General features: G+C 68.6%; 10 protein-coding genes and 1 other RNA gene. 5 read left to right on the top strand and 6 right to left on the bottom strand.

Annotated elements, in window-relative coordinates:
• Positions 1-25: 25 nt before the first annotated feature.
• The gene (gene phoR / locus JC881_RS03700) at positions 26-1,363 is read left to right on the top strand and encodes a phosphate regulon sensor histidine kinase PhoR (RefSeq protein ID WP_198784328.1); all 1,338 of its coding nucleotides are present in this window, start codon (positions 26-28) and stop codon (positions 1,361-1,363) included.
• A gap of 3 nt (positions 1,364-1,366) precedes the next feature.
• On the opposite strand, the gene JC881_RS03695 is transcribed toward phoR, so the two are convergent.
• From JC881_RS03695 to JC881_RS03685, 3 genes are all read right to left on the bottom strand, one after another.
• Positions 1,367-2,710: an MATE family efflux transporter gene (locus JC881_RS03695; RefSeq protein ID WP_198784327.1), complete on the bottom strand. Its 1,344-nt coding sequence runs from the start codon at positions 2,708-2,710 to the stop codon at positions 1,367-1,369.
• A 3-nt stretch (positions 2,711-2,713) separates the two neighbouring features.
• Complete coding sequence (locus JC881_RS03690; protein WP_198784326.1) at positions 2,714-4,441, bottom strand: hypothetical protein; 1,728 nt, start codon at positions 4,439-4,441, stop codon at positions 2,714-2,716.
• A gap of 109 nt (positions 4,442-4,550) precedes the next feature.
• Positions 4,551-4,820, bottom strand: coding sequence for a type B 50S ribosomal protein L31 (locus JC881_RS03685; RefSeq protein ID WP_007836661.1), 270 nt, complete (start codon positions 4,818-4,820; stop codon positions 4,551-4,553).
• A gap of 192 nt (positions 4,821-5,012) precedes the next feature.
• On the opposite strand from JC881_RS03685, the gene JC881_RS03680 reads away from it, so the two are divergent.
• Complete coding sequence (locus tag JC881_RS03680) at positions 5,013-6,080, top strand: oxidoreductase (RefSeq protein ID WP_198784325.1); 1,068 nt, start codon at positions 5,013-5,015, stop codon at positions 6,078-6,080.
• Between the two features lie 54 nt (positions 6,081-6,134).
• Here JC881_RS03680 and rho read toward each other — a convergent pair whose 3' ends face one another.
• The gene (gene rho / locus JC881_RS03675) at positions 6,135-7,400 is read right to left on the bottom strand and encodes a transcription termination factor Rho (protein ID WP_013540932.1); all 1,266 of its coding nucleotides are present in this window, start codon (positions 7,398-7,400) and stop codon (positions 6,135-6,137) included.
• A 181-nt stretch (positions 7,401-7,581) separates the two neighbouring features.
• Complete coding sequence (gene trxA / locus JC881_RS03670) at positions 7,582-7,914, bottom strand: thioredoxin TrxA (RefSeq protein ID WP_042578306.1); 333 nt, start codon at positions 7,912-7,914, stop codon at positions 7,582-7,584.
• A gap of 157 nt (positions 7,915-8,071) precedes the next feature.
• On the opposite strand from trxA, the gene JC881_RS03665 reads away from it, so the two are divergent.
• The 3 genes from JC881_RS03665 to JC881_RS03655 are packed head-to-tail and all read left to right on the top strand — an operon-like array spanning position 8,072 to position 15,116.
• The gene (locus tag JC881_RS03665) at positions 8,072-10,627 is read left to right on the top strand and encodes a PD-(D/E)XK nuclease family protein (protein ID WP_198784324.1); all 2,556 of its coding nucleotides are present in this window, start codon (positions 8,072-8,074) and stop codon (positions 10,625-10,627) included.
• Complete coding sequence (locus JC881_RS03660; RefSeq protein WP_198784323.1) at positions 10,624-13,881, top strand: UvrD-helicase domain-containing protein; 3,258 nt, start codon at positions 10,624-10,626, stop codon at positions 13,879-13,881. The genes JC881_RS03665 and JC881_RS03660 overlap by 4 nt, the downstream gene beginning before the upstream one ends.
• Positions 13,878-15,116, top strand: coding sequence for a TIGR03862 family flavoprotein (locus tag JC881_RS03655; RefSeq protein ID WP_198784322.1), 1,239 nt, complete (start codon positions 13,878-13,880; stop codon positions 15,114-15,116). Before JC881_RS03660 ends, JC881_RS03655 begins: the two co-directional genes overlap by 4 nt.
• 84 nt (positions 15,117-15,200) lie before the next feature.
• Here the strand turns inward: JC881_RS03655 and ffs are convergent.
• Positions 15,201-15,297, bottom strand: an RNA gene (gene ffs / locus JC881_RS03650) — signal recognition particle sRNA small type.
• Positions 15,298-15,401 lie beyond the last annotated feature (104 nt).

Below are 15,401 nucleotides of genomic sequence, written 5' to 3'. Positions count from 1 at the left end.
CCGCGGGCGCGGATAATCGCCCGCCATGCCCTTCCGAATCGCTACTTTTTTAATAGCGTCCCTTGCAATAGGCGCGGGCGCTGTCGGCATTTTTGGCTGGAAGTTCGGGTGGCTGGGCGCCTGGCTGGGCGCGGTGCTGTGGCTCGCGCTCGACGCCTGGCGTGCCGAGCGGCTGCTGCAGGTGCTGCGCAACGACGCGGCGGGCCTGCCGACCCGCGGACCGGGCGTCTGGGGCGAGCTGGCCGAACGCATCCGCAAGCTGCTGCGCGACCGCGAACAGCAGACGCGCCAGGCCGAAGACCGGTTGCAAGAATTTTTGGCCGCGATCCAGGCATCCCCCAACGGCGTGATCCTGCTGGACGAGCAGGGCCGCATCGAATGGTGCAACCAGACGGCGGCCAGCCAGTTCGGCATCGACGCCGAGCGCGACCTGCTGCAGCACCTGGCAAACCTCGTGCGCGACCCGGCGTTCGTGGCGTACCTGGCCTCCTGGAACTACAGCCGCGACGTCGTCATCGACGCCTCCGGCCCGGGTCATGCGCACCAGCGCAGCCATCCGGTGCGGCTGTCGGTGCAGGTGCATCCCTACGCGGGCAACCGCCGCATGCTGCTCACGCGCGACATCACGGCGCTGGAACAGGCCGAGGCGATGCGGCGCGATTTCGTCGCGAACGTGTCGCATGAAATCCGCACGCCGCTCACGGTGCTCGCGGGCTTCGTCGAAACGCTGCAGAACCTGCCGCTCGATGCGGACGAGCGCACGCGCTACCTCTCGCTGATGGGGCAGCAGTCGCACCGCATGGAAACGCTGGTGAACGACCTCTTGACGCTGTCGCGCCTGGAGGGCAGCGCCTCGCCGTCGGGCAACCAGTGGATTCGCATCCGCGCCTTGCTCGCGCAGTGCGAGGACGAAGGGCGCGGCCTCTCGGGCCGGCTCGCGCCGCTGGGCCACCGCCTGTCGTTCACCATCGACGCCGAGTCGGAGCTCTCGGGTGCGCCGACCGAATTGCAGAGCGCCATGTCGAACCTGCTGAGCAACGCGATCCGCTACACGCCCGGCGGCGGCGAGGTGGCGGTGAGCTGGCGGGTGCTGCCCGATGGGCGCGGCGAGTACGCCGTGAAGGACACCGGGCCGGGCATTGCCGCCGAGCACATTCCGCGGCTCACCGAGCGCTTCTATCGCATCGACCGCAGCCGCTCGCGCGAGACGGGCGGCACGGGGCTGGGGCTGGCGATCGTCAAGCACATCGCACAGCGGCACGGGGCCGAGCTGCGCATCGAGAGCATGGTGGGCAAGGGGAGCCGGTTCGCGCTGGTGTTTCCGGCGGCGCGGGTGCGCGAGGCGCGCGTGCTTGCGAAGTGAGCTTCAGCCCGCCCGCTTCTTCATCGTCCACCGCAGCAGCGCGGCGAAGAGCAGGCCTGTGAGCACCAGCGCCCCGGCGCTCATGATCCAGAACGCCAGCGGCGATTGCATCGCGGCCCAGGGACCGAGGCCGCGGTAGGCCAGCAGATAGCTGCCGCCCAGGCCCAGGCCCCAGAGCATCGCGCAATAGATGACCAGCGGCGCGAGCGTCACGCGGTAGCAGCGCAGCACGAAGACGCAGAGCGTCTGCAGCGCATCGGCAACGTGGTAGACCGCCACGGCCAGCAGCAGCGAAGCGGCCAGCGCGATCACGGCGGGATTGTCCGAATACACATTCGCAAGCTGGTGGCGAAGCGCGACCATCGCGCCCGCATAGACCAGCGCGCACAGCATGGCCAGCTCGAAGCCGAGGCGGCAGGCATGGCGCGCCTTCGCGCGATCGCCGGCGCCGAGCCAGAAGCTCACGCGCGCGCTGGTCGCGATGGCGAGCGAGAGCGGCATCATGTAGGCCACCGCCAGCAGGTTCGAGGCGATCTGGTGCGCGGCCGCCGCCGTGGTGCCCAGGCGCGCGATGAACAGCGCCATCAGCGTGAACGAGGTCACCTCCACGAGCACCGCCAAGCCGCCGGGAACACCGAGGCGCGCGAACTGGCGGATCTGGTGCCAGTCGGGCGGCTCGATGCGTTCCCAGAGCGCATAGCCGCGATAGAAGGCGCTGCTGCGCAACAGCCAGACCGCGCAACCGAGCATCGCCCAGTTCACGCACAACGTGGCCCAGGCGCAACCGACCAGGCCCATCGCCGGCAGGCCCGCGCCGCCGAAGGTGAACCAGATCGATAGCGGCAGCTTCACCACCAGCGACGCGAGCTGCAGCCAGGTCACCAGTTGGGGCTTGCCCAGGCTCTGGTTCAGGGTGCTGAAGAGGCGAAAGAGAAGGGAGGGCGCCAGCGCGAAGGCGAGCACCGCCAGGTAGGTTTCGACCTCGCCGCGCATCTCCGCCGGTACCTGCGTCCAGCGCAGCGCGCCGCCAGGCAGCAGCAGCGCCACCATGCCCACCGCGATGGCGATGCCGGCCAGGTAGAGCGACTGCCGCACCGAGCGGCCCACCTCGCCGCTGCGGCCCGCGCCGTGCAGCTCGGCCCACACCGGTAGCAGCGCCTGCAGCACGCCCATCAGCGAGACGTACACGCTCACGAAGATCGCCGCGCCGACCGAGAGCGCGGCCAGCGCGTGCTCCGAATAGCGGCCCGCGATGATGGTGTCGGTCACGCCGAACGCCATCACGGCCAGCTGGCCGACCAGCACCGTGCCGGCGTGGCGTGCGATCAGTCCCCGTTCGCCCGTCACCGTTCAGGGCACGATCTTTTGGTAGAGCAGCAGGTCGTCCGTCGCGCTGCTGGGACGGCGCAGGGTGCCGCTGAAGCGCCACTTCTCGAGCGGGATGATGGTGTGCAGCCGCTCGATCGTGTCGGGGCTCACCAGCAGCCAGGGGCAGTCGGTGCCCAGCAACAGTGGTTGCAGGTTGAAGTTGCCGTGGTGGCGCAGCGCAGCCGCGTGCGGCCGGCTGAGTGCCAGTTCGGCGATGCAGCTGGGCTGGCCCACGCGCTCGGCGACGGCGCGCACCTGGGGCAGGTAGCTGCGTGCGTAGTCGATGGGCGGCAGCCAGAGCGTCATCAGCAGCATCCAGCAAAGGGCCGTGCCGCCGGCCGGCAGCACCAGCGTCTTCCAGAGCGCGGCGCGGTGGCGGCCGGTGCGCCAGCGCACGAGCCAGCACCAGGCGATGGTCGCGGCCAGCGCGAGCACGAACGCGATCGGCGAGAACTCGGCCACGAAGCCCGGCACCAGCCGCGCGACGCTGGCCGCGGGCTTGCGTGGCATGCCGGTCAGCATGGCGATCCAGTAGAGCCAGCCCAGCACGGCCAGGCCGCTGAAGAAGAGCACGTTGAACCAGTCGATCAGCGCCGCGGCGCTGCGCCGGAAGGTGGGCAGCGCGAAGGCCGCGAGCGTGGCGAAGGCGGGCAGGGCCAGCAGCAGCGAGCGGTCGGAGTAGTCGGTGGTCCAGGTGGCGGCCAGCGGCACGAGCGCGAACCAGAACGGCAGCGCGACGTGGCGCGCCGTGAGCTGGCGCCGCCAGCGCCAGAGCGTCCAGAGGGCGAGCGGCCAGACCGGCCAGGTGAACCACAGCAAGAGCTTGGCCTGGCTGCGGATTTCGCCGCCGATGGAGTTGCCGTCCAGCGTGATCTTCCACTGCGAGAGGCCCAGGCCGAACACCAGCGCCGCCGCCAGCAGCGTGACGCCGATCATCGTCAAGAGGGCGCCGCGGGTGTAGCCGGGGCCGTCGTCGGTGCTGGCGTCCGCGCCCGCCTTGGCGGTGCGGCGCCGCTCGTAGGCGATGTAGATCGCGCTGCCCGTGGCGAGCGCCAGGCCGACGGTCGGTGCGCCGCTCAACGTCATGCCGAGCGTGCCGACCACGAGCGCGATCACCGGGCCCGCGCGGCGGTACGGCAATGCGGCCACGCCATAGAACAGGTGCGAGGCGAAGTACAGCTGGGCGAGCGCCGGCGTGGTTTCATGGCCGAGCTGGGCGAGGCCCAGGCAGGCGATCAGCGCGAGCAGGCCGCCGTCGGCGATGGCGCGCGCGTAGTCGGTCGGGCGCGCCTCGCCGCCGAAGGCGAACGCCACCGGCTGGGCGCGTGCCGTGCGGGCGAGGTAGTAGACGGCGTACCAGGTGGCGGTGAAGGTGCCCCAGAGCATCAGCGCGAAGACGAATCGCACGGCCAGGTCGGGGTTCAGCCACGCGGGGGCGAGCTTGATCGCGATGGCGCCGATCCAGTAAGGGACCAGCGCGGGCGTCTCGGGCTGCATGCCCAGCAACAGGGGATCGAACCAGCGCGCGATGCCTTCGGTGCTGCGGGCCAGTTCGGCCATGTAGCCGAAGGCGGTGATGTCGGCGCTCTTCCACGGTCCGCGCCCGACCAGGCCCGGCAGCAGGTAGGCCGCGCACAGCAGCAGCAGCGCGATGCGCGGCAGCCGGCGCACGGCATTCTGGGCAACGATCGCGGGGGTGGGCTGGTTCAAAGGGCGGGGGGCGGGCAGAAAGGGGGAAGGGGGGAAGGGGGGAAGGAGATTCGGAATGAAAAAGGGCAGCGCGGTAAACCGGGCTGCCCTCGACGCCAAAGCGCGTGCTTTACTTCGAAGCAGCGCCGGTGGTCTTGCCGAAACGGTTGCGGAACTTCTCGACGCGACCGCCCATGTTGTCGACCGACTTCTGCGTGCCGGTGTAGAACGGGTGCGATTCGCTGGTGGTGTCCAGCTTGAACAGGGGGAGCTCGCGACCGTCGTCGGTCTTGCCCATTTCCTTGGTGTTCGCGCACGAACGGGTCACGAACTTGAAACCGTTCGACATGTCGACGAACAGGATTTCGCGGTAATTGGGGTGGATGCCTTCTTTTGCCATGGTGTTTCCTTTTGCGCTGTTGGAATCAATGCGCGGTCGATGCGAGAGCCACAAGCGCGTCGACGGGTCGAGATGGACTGGGTCGGCGGCTGTCCCGGGGTGAGGGATCGCTGGGCAGGACGCCCGGCTGCACTTTTCGCGGAGCCAGCGATTATCGCATACTGGCCGTTTTGAGCGAAAAGCGGCCCACAGATGACTTCCACAGCGTTGCGCGCCGGCCTCGTCGGCTACGGCTTTGCCGGCCAGACCTTCCATGCGCCGGTGCTTTCGGCGGTTCCGGGGCTCGAACTGGCCGCCGTGGCGAGTTCGCAGCCGCACAAGGTCCACGCGGACTGGCCCGGCGTGGCCGTGGTGCCGGACGTGGCGGCACTCGTCGCCCGGGCTGATATCGACCTGGTCGTGGTCGCCACGCCCAATGCCCAGCACCATCCGGTCGCCAAGGCGGCGCTGGAGGCCGGCAAGCACGTGGTGGTGGACAAGCCTTTCACGCTCGACGTGACCGAGGCGAAGGAGCTCGAATCGTTGTCTCGGCGCAACAATCGTGTCCTGGCGGTTTATCAGAACCGGCGTTTCGACGCCGATTACCTGACGTTGAAGGACCTTCTTGCGAGCGGCGAGCTGGGCCGGCCGGTGTACCTGGAGTCGCATTTCGACCGCTTCCGCCCTGAGGTGCGCGAGCGCTGGCGGGAGCAACCGGTGCCGGGTTCGGGCCTCTGGGTGGACCTGGGCTCGCACCTGGTCGACCAGGCCGTGCAACTCTTCGGCCGGCCCGACACGCTGCAACTGGACACGGCCGCTCTGCGCGACGGCGCGCTGGTCGAAGACTATTTCCATGCCGTGCTGCGCTACGAGAGCGGCCCGCACGCACCCCTGCGCGTGGTGCTGCACGCCACCACGCTCGCGGCCCATGCGGCGCCGCGCTACATCGTGCACGGCACGCGAGGCAGCTATGTCAAGCACGGCGTCGATCCGCAGGAAGATGCGCTGCGTGCCGGCCAGCGGCCGCCCGCCGAAGGGTGGGGCGCCGATCCGCTCGATGGCGAACTCACGCTGATCGGCAGCGACGGGGCGCCGCACTTTCGCGCGTTGCCGACGCGGCTCGGCAACTACGTCGACTACTACGCGGCAGTTCGCGATGCGATCCTGGGCAACGGGCCGAACCCGGTCCCGCCCGAGCAGGCCGTCGCGCTGATGGAACTGCTCGACATCGGCCGCCGAAGTGCAGTCGAAGGCCGCGCCATCCGCATCGAGCGCCCATGAAAAAAGCGCGTCGGCCCGTGGGGGCCGACGCGCTTTTGCGGGAGAGCGTGGTGCTCAGCCGCCGCGACGCATCATGTCGAAGAACTCGACATTGGTCTTGGTCGCCTTCATGTTCTTGAGCATCAGCTCCATCGACTCGATCTCGTCCATGTTGTACATGAGCTGACGCAGGATGCGAGTCTTCTGCAGGATCTCGGGAGCCAGCAGCAGTTCTTCGCGGCGCGTGCCGCTGCGGTTGAGCTGGATCGAGGGGAACACGCGCTTTTCGTACAGGCGGCGGTCCAGGTGGATTTCGGAGTTGCCGGTGCCCTTGAACTCTTCGAAGATCACTTCGTCCATGCGGCTGCCGGTGTCGATCAGCGCGGTGCCGATGATAGTCAGCGAGCCGCCTTCTTCCACATTGCGCGCGGCGCCCAGGAAGCGCTTGGGACGCTGCAGCGCGTTGGAGTCCACACCGCCGGTCAGCACCTTGCCCGACGAGGGCACGACGTTGTTGTAGGCGCGGGCCAGACGCGTGATCGAGTCCAGCAGGATCACCACGTCTTTCTTCAGTTCGACCAGGCGCTTGGCGCGCTCGATCACCATTTCGGCGACGTGCACGTGGCGGGCAGCAGGCTCGTCGAAGGTCGAAGCGATGACTTCGCCCTTCACCGTGCGCTGCATTTCGGTCACTTCTTCAGGGCGCTCGTCCACGAGCAGCACCATCATGTGCACGTCGGGGTAGTTGGCGCTGATCGCGTGGGCGATGTGCTGCATCATCACCGTCTTGCCGCTCTTGGGCGGCGCCACGAGCAGGGCGCGCTGGCCTTTGCCGATGGGGGCGATGATGTCGATGATCCGGCCCGTGATGTTCTCTTCGCCCTTGACGCCGTCGCGTTCCAGCTTCATCTGTTCCTTGGGGAACAGCGGCGTCAGGTTTTCGAACATCACCTTGTGCTTGTTCTGCTCGGGCGGACCGTCGTTGACCTTGTCCAGCTTGGTCAGCGCGAAGTAGCGCTCGCCGTCCTTGGGCGTGCGCACTTCGCCTTCGATCATGTCGCCGGTGTGCAGGTTGAAGCGGCGCACCTGGCTGGGCGAGATGTAGATGTCGTCGGTGCTGGCGGTGAAGCTGGTGTCGGGGCTGCGCAGGAAGCCGAAGCCGTCGGGCAGGATTTCGAGCACACCGTCGGCGAAGACCTGTTCGCCGGCCTTTGCGCGCTTCTTGATGATCGCGAACATCAGCTCCTGCTTGCGCATGCGGCCGACGTTTTCGATCTCAAGCGCTTCAGCCTGCTTGAGGACTTCAGACACGTGGAGTGCCTTGAGTTCGTTTAAGTGCATGGAATGACCCCTCGCGGGGTAATCGAAACGGAAAACGGGGGGAGGTTGAATGTGTAGCGAGAACTGCTGCACTAACCGGGGAACTCGAACCGGTTGCCTGAAAGGGCCGGTGATCTGTGGGAGATTATGACAGGAAAAACGCGCCGGCCAATGCATTGCGCATTGGCCGGGTGAAATGCCTTCAGGCGAGTTGCTGGTCGATGAAGGCCGTGAGTTGCGCCTTGCTCATGGCGCCGACCTTGGTGGCGGCCAGCTGGCCGTCCTTGAACAGCATGAGCGTGGGGATGCCGCGGATGCCGAACTTGGCGGGGATGTCGCGGTTCTCGTCCACGTTCAGCTTGGCGATCTGCAGCTTGCCTTCGTAGGTGGCCGACACTTCGTCCAGGATCGGGGCGATCATCTTGCAGGGGCCGCACCATTCGGCCCAGTAGTCGACCAGCACAGGCTGGCTGGACTTGAGCACGTCGGCTTCGAAAGAGGAATCGGAGATGTGTTTGATGAGTTCGCTGGCCATGTGATGTGTCCTTGTGCGCAGAGAGTTTCGGTGCAGCTAAAGTGCAGGTCATTGTGACAGAAACCAAGGGGTGACGTGCCATGCGCAACCGCTATGGCGGCGATAGCCAAAGGCCCGGCATGTCACCTCACCGCCCTCTCAAACCCCTCGATAGAACATGAACGAAGGCCACCCCGTCCACGCCTTGTGGTGCGACCCCGCCGAAGGCGTCGTCACGCGCATCGTCCGCGCGCTCGCCGAGCGCGAGCTGCACGCGGCGCGCACCGTGGTGCTGGTGCCGTATGCGCAATTGATGGGCGTGGCGCGCGGCATGTGGGCGCGCTGCGGCAGCGCGGGCTTCGTGCCGCGCTTCGAGACCACGCACAACTGGGCGCGCAGCGCGGGCGGCTTTCTCCCGACAGGCTACGACATCGCGTTCGACATGGCGCGCGATCTCATCACCGCCCAGGCGCTGCTGTCGCAGGCCGGCTTCAACAACGAGCGCTTCGCCTTGGCAGGTCGCGTCGTCGAGCTGGCCTACCAGCTCGCGCCGCTTGCATCGGCATCGCTGCCCGACGCGCGCGTCGGCGAATGGGCCCAGCGGGCTGGGCAGGTGGCCGAAGCGGGCAGCGAGTCGGAGTGGTTCCGCATCGAGAGCGCGCTGATCCGCATCGCCGTCGCCTGGGCCGCGACCTCGGGCTATGCAACCGACGTGCTGCTGCGCGAGAGCACGCGCAACCAGGTCGATGCGTTGATCGTGCTCGAAGGCTTCCAGACCGATCCGCTCACCCAGACGCTGTGCACCCTGTGGGGCGACCACGCGCTGCATCTCTCGCTGGTGCCCGCGAACACGCCCGTGGACCCCGCGGCTTCGCATGTGGCAGCAGACCCCGAGGACGAGGCCGAACTCTCCGCCGCCTGCGTACTGCGCCATCTCGCCGAGGGCCGTGCACCGGTCGCGCTGATCGCCACCGACCGCGCGCTCACGCGCCGCATCAGCGCCCAGCTCAAGGCACAGGGCATCGTCACGCACGACGAAACCGGCTGGAAGCTCTCGACCACCCGCGCCGCCGCCACGTTGATGAGCGCGCTGCGCGCCTGCGCCCACGATGCGGCGAGCGATCAGGTTCTGGAATGGCTCAAGAGCGGCGCCGACGGCGATGCACTGGCCGTGCAGGCGCTCGAAGTGCGCCTGCGACGCGAAGGCCTGCGCGACTGGTCCGCCTGGTGCGGCCTCGCGGCCCGCAGCGAGAAGCCCCAGGACATCGCGTTGCTGCCCTACACCGAAGCCATCGAGGCACGCCGCGCATCGATGATGAAGTCCAGGCCCGTGGCCGAATGGCTGCGCGCGCTGCGCGAGCTGCTCGAAGGCAGCGGGCAATGGACGCCGCTGGCCGACGACATGGCTGGTGGCAAGGTCATCGCCGCGCTGTGGCTCGATGCCGATTCGCACGGTGATGCCGACGAGTTCCCCGGCGGCCGCCACACGCTGGCCGAGTTCACCGCCTGGGTGCGCGACGTGCTCGAAGACGCGAGCTTCGTGCCGCCCACCGGCGACCTGGCGCCCCGGGTGATCGTGCTGCCGCTCTATCAACTGCTCGGCCGCGCATTCGGCGCCGTGGTCATCCCCGGCTGCGACGACCGCCGCCTGCCCGCATCGCCCGAGCCGCCCGGCAACTGGAGCGCCGCCCAGCGCCTCGAACTGGGCCTTCCTTCGCGCGATACCCTCGAAGCCGCGCAGCGCTCGGCCTGGACCGCGGCCTTGCACAACCCCTGGTGCGAGCTGGTCTGGCGCCAGTCCGACGCCAGCGGCGAGCCGGTCCGCCCGAGCCCGCTGGTGCAGGCGCTGCAGCTCGACCACGTGCTGCAGCCCGCGGTCGATCCGCGTCCCGGGCGCGACGTGCCCGTGCAGCCGACCGCATATCCGACGCCCTCGGGCGCGTTGCTCCCGCTGGAGAACATCTCGACCAGCGTGTACGAAGACCTGCGCCGCTGCCCCTATCGCTTCTTCGCGCTGCGGCAACTGGGCCTGCGCAGTGCCGACGAGCTCGATGTGGAGGTCGACAAGCGCGACTTCGGCAACTGGCTGCACGCGGTGCTCGGCCATTTCCACGAGGCATTGATCGAAAGCCCGACGCAGGATGCACAGGAGCGCGTGGCAAGCATCGAAGAAGCCGCGCAACGCGCCACGCGCGAGTACGCACTCTCCGACGCTGAGTTCCTCCCCTTTGCCGCGGCATGGCCCGCGGTGCGCGACGGCTATCTCGAATGGCTCGCAGGACATGAGGCAAGCGGCGCGGTGTTCGTCGAATCCGAGCCCTGGAAGGAGCAGCCACTCGGTGGCCTGCGCCTGGTCGGCCGCCTCGACCGCATCGACCGCACCTCCGACGGCCAGGCCTTCGTGATCGACTACAAGACCGAGTCCGCAAGCGTCACCAAAGAGCGCGTGAAGGACCCGACCGAAGACACGCAGCTCGCCTTCTACGCGGCCCTTGTGGCCGACGACACCTTGCGCGCCGCCTACGTCAACGTGGGCGAGAAATCCTCCGGCACGCAGACCGTCGAGCAGCCCGCGGTGGTCGAGGCAAGGGACGCACTGGTGGCCGGCATCATGAGCGACTTCACGCGCATCGCCGAGGGCGCGGCGCTGCCGCCGCTGGGCGAGGGTGCGGTCTGCGACTACTGCGCGGCCCGTGGCCTCTGTCGCAAGGACTTCTGGGAGGTGTCGAAGTGAACGGCGCAGCCTACGAACACAACGGCCGGCACGTCACGCGCGAGGCCTTCTACACCGTCGCCTGCGATCCGCGTCGCTCGGTGGCCGTCGAAGCCTGCGCGGGGGCGGGCAAGACGTGGATGCTGGTGTCGCGCATCCTGCGCGCGTTGCTCGAAGAGGGCGACTCCGCCTGCGAGCCGCACGAGATCCTTGCGATCACTTTCACCAAGAAGGCGGCCGGCGAGATGCGCGAGCGTCTCGATCAATGGCTCGAGCAGTTCGCGCAAGAGAGCCCCGAAGAACTGGTCAAGCAACTCGTGATGCGCGGCGTCGAACCTGCCGCCGCGCTCGCTGCCGTGCCGCGACTGAAGGGCCTCTACAGGCGCCTGCTCGAAGGCGGCCGCCCGGTGCAGTTCCGCACCTTCCACGCCTGGTTCGCGGGCCTGCTGCGCAACGCGCCGCTCGCGGTGCTGCGCGAACTGGGCCTGCCATCCAACTACGAACTGCTCGAAGACGACGCCGAGGCGCGCGGCCACACCTGGCGGCCCTTCTTCGAAGCGGTCACGGCCGACAAGCACGCACTGGCCGACTACTACGCCGTCGTCGCGACGCACGGCCGCTCGCAGACGGCCAAGGCGCTGGGTGAAGCGCTGACCAAGCGCGTCGAGTTCTCGCTGGCCGATGCCGAAAACGCCGTGCAGCATTTCAGTGCGCTCCATCCGTCGCTCGAAGGCCTGGACCAGCCGACCGATGCGCTGCGCGGCGAACCGGTCCGCCGCCGGTGGCTCGATCGCGCCGCGGCGCTCGGCAAGGAAAGCAACAAGACGCCGCAGAAGACCGCCGAGGCCATCATCGACGTGTTCGGCGTGGGCGAGCCGCCGGCCGAATCGCTCTCGGCGGCACTCGCGCACCTGAGAAAGAACTTCTTCGTCGCAAGCGAAGACCGTCTCACCAAGAACCTGCAGAAATTTCCCGCCGCGCAGGAGGCAGAGGCCGAGCTCCAGGTGCTGTGCGCCGCGCAGGCCCAGCACGCGGCGTGGCTCTACCAGCGACGCATGACGCGGCTCACGCGCCTCCTGATCGCCGCCTTCGCCGACGTCAAGCGCGCCCATGGCTGGGTCGACATGAACGACGTCGAGCAGGCCGCGCAGCTGCTGCTGGGCCAATCGGCGCTGTCGGGCTGGGTGCAGGAGCGGCTCGACGCGCGCATCGCGCACCTTTTGATCGACGAGTTCCAGGACACCAACCCGCTGCAGTGGCAGGCGCTCTACGGCTGGCTCAGCGCCTACACCGGCGCGGGCGGCAGCGCGCCGCGCGTGTTCATCGTGGGCGACCCGAAGCAGAGCATCTACCGCTTTCGCCGCGCGGAGCCGCAGGTGTTCATCGCCGCGAAGAAATTCGTGCGCGAAGGGCTCGATGGCGAACTGCTCAACTGCGACCACACGCACCGCAACGCACGCGCTGTGGTCGGGCTGGTCAACCAGGCGATGCTGGCCGCGCAGGACGCGGGCGAGTTCGACGGCTACCGCGCCCACACGACAGAGCGCGGCGACGAGGGCGAATTGCTCAAGCTGCCAGCCATCGACCGCGATGCGCTCGGCGATGTGGCCGAAGCCGCGCCCGCCGACGACGGCATGCTGCACTGGCGCGACAGCCTCGTCACGCCGCGCGTGCTGCCCGAAGAGCAACTGCTGCAAAAGGAATGCGAGCAGGCCGCGCGCTGGGTGGCGCAGCGCATCGCCGATGGCATACCGCCGCGGCAGATCATGGTGCTGGCGCGCCGGCGCAATCGCCTTTCCGCGATGCAGGACGCGCTGCGCCAGCGCCACATCCCCGTGCAGCAGCCCGAGAAGAACGAGCTGCACGATGCGCCCGAGGTGCAGGACATGGTCGCGCTGATCGACGCGCTGGTGTCGCCCGCGCACGATCTCTCGCTCGCGCGGGCGCTGAAGTCACCGCTCTTCAACATCGACGACGAGGCGCTGGTGCAACTGGCGCTGCGGCAGCGCGAGCACGCGTCGAGCTGGTTCGCGCTGATCCAGAAAGGCGAGGGCCTTCCGCCGGTGCTGGTCGAGGCGGGCGCGAGCCTGAAGAAGTGGCAGCGCTGGCTCGTGACCCTGCCGCCGCACGACGCCATCGACGCGATCTTTCACGATGGCGATGTGCTCGCGAAGTTCGGCGCCGCCGTGCCCGCCGCGATGCGCCAGAGCGCGCTGGCCAACCTGCGCGGGCTGATGTCCGCATCGCTCGAGATCGAAGGCGCGCGCTTCGCCACACCGTATGCGCTGGTGCGGGCGCTGCGTGCCGGCGGCGTGCGCGCGCCGTCGGTGGCCGCGCCCGATGCGGTGCAACTGCTGACCGTGCACGGCGCCAAGGGGCTGGAAGCCGACACCGTGCTGATGCTCGACTGCGACGCCGCACCGCCGCGCGCGCAGACCATGGGCGTGCTGGTCGAGTGGAAGGGCAGCGACAGCGCGCCGACGCGCTTCGTGTTCCTTGCGAGCGAGAAAACGCCGCCGGCTTGCGCGGCATCGTTGCTCGAAGAAGAGCAGCGCGCGCGCCATCGCGAAGAGCTCAACGGCCTCTACGTCGCGACCACGCGGGCGCGCGAGCGGCTGGTGCTCTCGTCGGTGAAGCCGGCGCGTGCCAACGAGGGCAGCTGGTGGGCGCGGCTGGAATCGGCTTGCGAACCGACCGAGGCCGATGAGCCGCTGGTGGCACTGCCCGTCGAGACCGGCGTGGCCAGCTTCTCGATGAAACAGATGCCTCCGGCGCCCGCCGCCATCGATCAGCCTTCCGCCAGGAAAGCGGCCGACGCCACGGTCGACGCGCGCGCCGCCGCCTTCGGCCAGGCCATGCACCGGCTGCTCGAATGGGCGGTGCCGGGCGAGGCGCTGCCGCCTGCCCACGTGCGCGCCGCGGCCCGCGAGTTCATGCTCGATCCGCAGCAGGCGCGCGGCGCCGCGACGCTGGCCGAACGCATCCGCGCGGGAGCCGGCGCCTGGGTGTGGGACGATCGCAGGGTCGACTGGCATGGCAATGAAGTCACGCTGGTCCACGAAGGCGAGACCCTGCGCATCGACCGTCTGGTGCGCGAGCGCGAGGGCGGTGCCTGGTGGATCCTCGACTACAAATCCGCAGCGCGCCCCGAACGGGACGCGACGTTGATCGCACAGATGCAGCGCTACCGCGCGGCCGTGCAACATGCCTACCCCGGTGCCACGGTCCGCGTCGCGTTCCTCACCGGGCAGGGCGAACTGGTAAATCTCGAATGACCCTTTCCCCAACCGTCGCCGTGATCGGCGGCGGACCTGCCGGCCTGATGGCGGCTGAAGTCCTTGGCGCATCCGGCGCGCAAGTGTACGTCTACGACGCCATGCCCTCGGTGGGCCGCAAGTTCCTGTTGGCCGGCCGCGGCGGGCTGAACCTCACGCATTCGGAGCCCTTCGATGTCTTCATGAGCCGCTTCGGCGAGCGCCGTGCGCAGCTCGAACCGATGCTCGCGCAGTTCGGGCCGCAGGAGGCGCGCGACTGGGCGACGGGCCTGGGCATCGAGACCTTCGTCGGCACCTCGGGGCGCGTGTTTCCAAAGGACATGAAGGCCGCGCCGCTGCTGCGCGCGTGGCTGCATCGGCTGCGTTCGGCGGGCGTGCAGTTTCATATGCGCCATCGCTGGCTGGGCGATGCATCGTTCGATGCGGCCGCGCTGCGGTTCGCCACGCCGACCGGCGAGACCTCGGTGAAGGCGGACGCGGTCGTGCTGGCGCTGGGCGGCGCGAGCTGGGCGCGGCTGGGGTCCGATGGCGCGTGGGCACCGTGGCTGCAAGGGCGCGGCATCGAAGTCGCGCCGCTGCTGCCGGCCAACTGCGGCTTCGACGGGGCAGGGTGGAGCGAGCATTTCTCCAGCCGCTTCGCGGGACAGCCGTTCAAGTCGGTGGCGATTTCGTTCACCGACAGCCAAGGGCGCAGCTTTGCGCGCAAGGGCGAGTTCGTTGCGACGGCGACGGGCATCGAGGGCAGCCTGATCTACGCGGCGTCGGCCTTGCTGCGCGACGAGATCACCGCGCAGGGCAGTGCCACGCTGTTGCTGGATCTGTTGCCTGATCGCAGCGCAGAGCAGGTGCTGGCGGCCGTGAAGCATCCGCGCGGCGCGCGGTCGCTGAGCAGTCACCTCAAGAGCCGGCTGGGTCTCGAAGGCATCAAGGCCGGTGTGCTGCACGAGGCGCTGAGCCGCGAGGCGATGCAGGACCCGGTGCAACTGGCAGCGACGATCAAGGCCGTGCCGCTGAAGCTTGTCGCGACGCGGCCCATCGACGAAGCGATCAGCACTGCGGGCGGCGTGCGCTTCGATGCGCTCGATGCGCAGCTCATGGCGAGCGCATTGCCGGGCGTGTTCGTGGCGGGGGAAATGCTCGATTGGGAAGCGCCGACCGGCGGTTACCTGCTGACCGCGTCGATGGCCAGCGGTGCAGCCGCAGCGCGCGGCGCCATCCAGAGGCTGGGCCTGTGAAGGCCTCGCGCCCGAGGGTTTTTCGCTGAGAGATTTTGCAAGCTGCGTTTCACTTTGCATGAAGTGAAACGAGCGGCTGAAGAGGTTGACGAGCCTTACCCCTGGCACTGACTACGCAGTTAGGGCTGCTTGGTTCCCCACCTGACCCGGTTGGCCACTTCACCATGCAGGGAGGCCCGTCAACCTGCATTCTAACCGGGTGAATTTGCCCCCTTCGCGGGGGCGTGAATGATTTCGGGGGCGGCGGGGAAACAAGCGTGAAGCGCCTCTCCGCGCCTTTTAGAA

Source organism: Variovorax sp. IB41 (assembly GCF_016405905.1).
In the GTDB taxonomy this organism is placed as follows: Bacteria; Pseudomonadota; Gammaproteobacteria; order Burkholderiales; family Burkholderiaceae_C; genus Variovorax.
Note: the sequence above shows the minus strand (reverse complement) of the source record. Positions and strands in the feature narration are given on the sequence as shown.

Bases quoted from the DNA above. Each gene is read 5' to 3' on its own strand.
- trxA (WP_042578306.1), bottom strand. From the start codon at position 7,914: ATGGCCAGCGAACTCATCAAACACATCTCCGATTCCTCTTTCGAAGCC.
- phoR (WP_198784328.1), top strand. From the start codon at position 26: ATGCCCTTCCGAATCGCTACTTTTTTAATAGCGTCCCTTGCAATAGGC.
- rho (WP_013540932.1), bottom strand. From the start codon at position 7,400: ATGCACTTAAACGAACTCAAGGCACTCCACGTGTCTGAAGTCCTCAAG.
- JC881_RS03655 (WP_198784322.1), top strand. From the start codon at position 13,878: ATGACCCTTTCCCCAACCGTCGCCGTGATCGGCGGCGGACCTGCCGGC.
- JC881_RS03665 (WP_198784324.1), top strand. From the start codon at position 8,072: ATGAACGAAGGCCACCCCGTCCACGCCTTGTGGTGCGACCCCGCCGAA.
- JC881_RS03680 (WP_198784325.1), top strand. From the start codon at position 5,013: ATGACTTCCACAGCGTTGCGCGCCGGCCTCGTCGGCTACGGCTTTGCC.
- JC881_RS03685 (WP_007836661.1), bottom strand. From the start codon at position 4,820: ATGGCAAAAGAAGGCATCCACCCCAATTACCGCGAAATCCTGTTCGTC.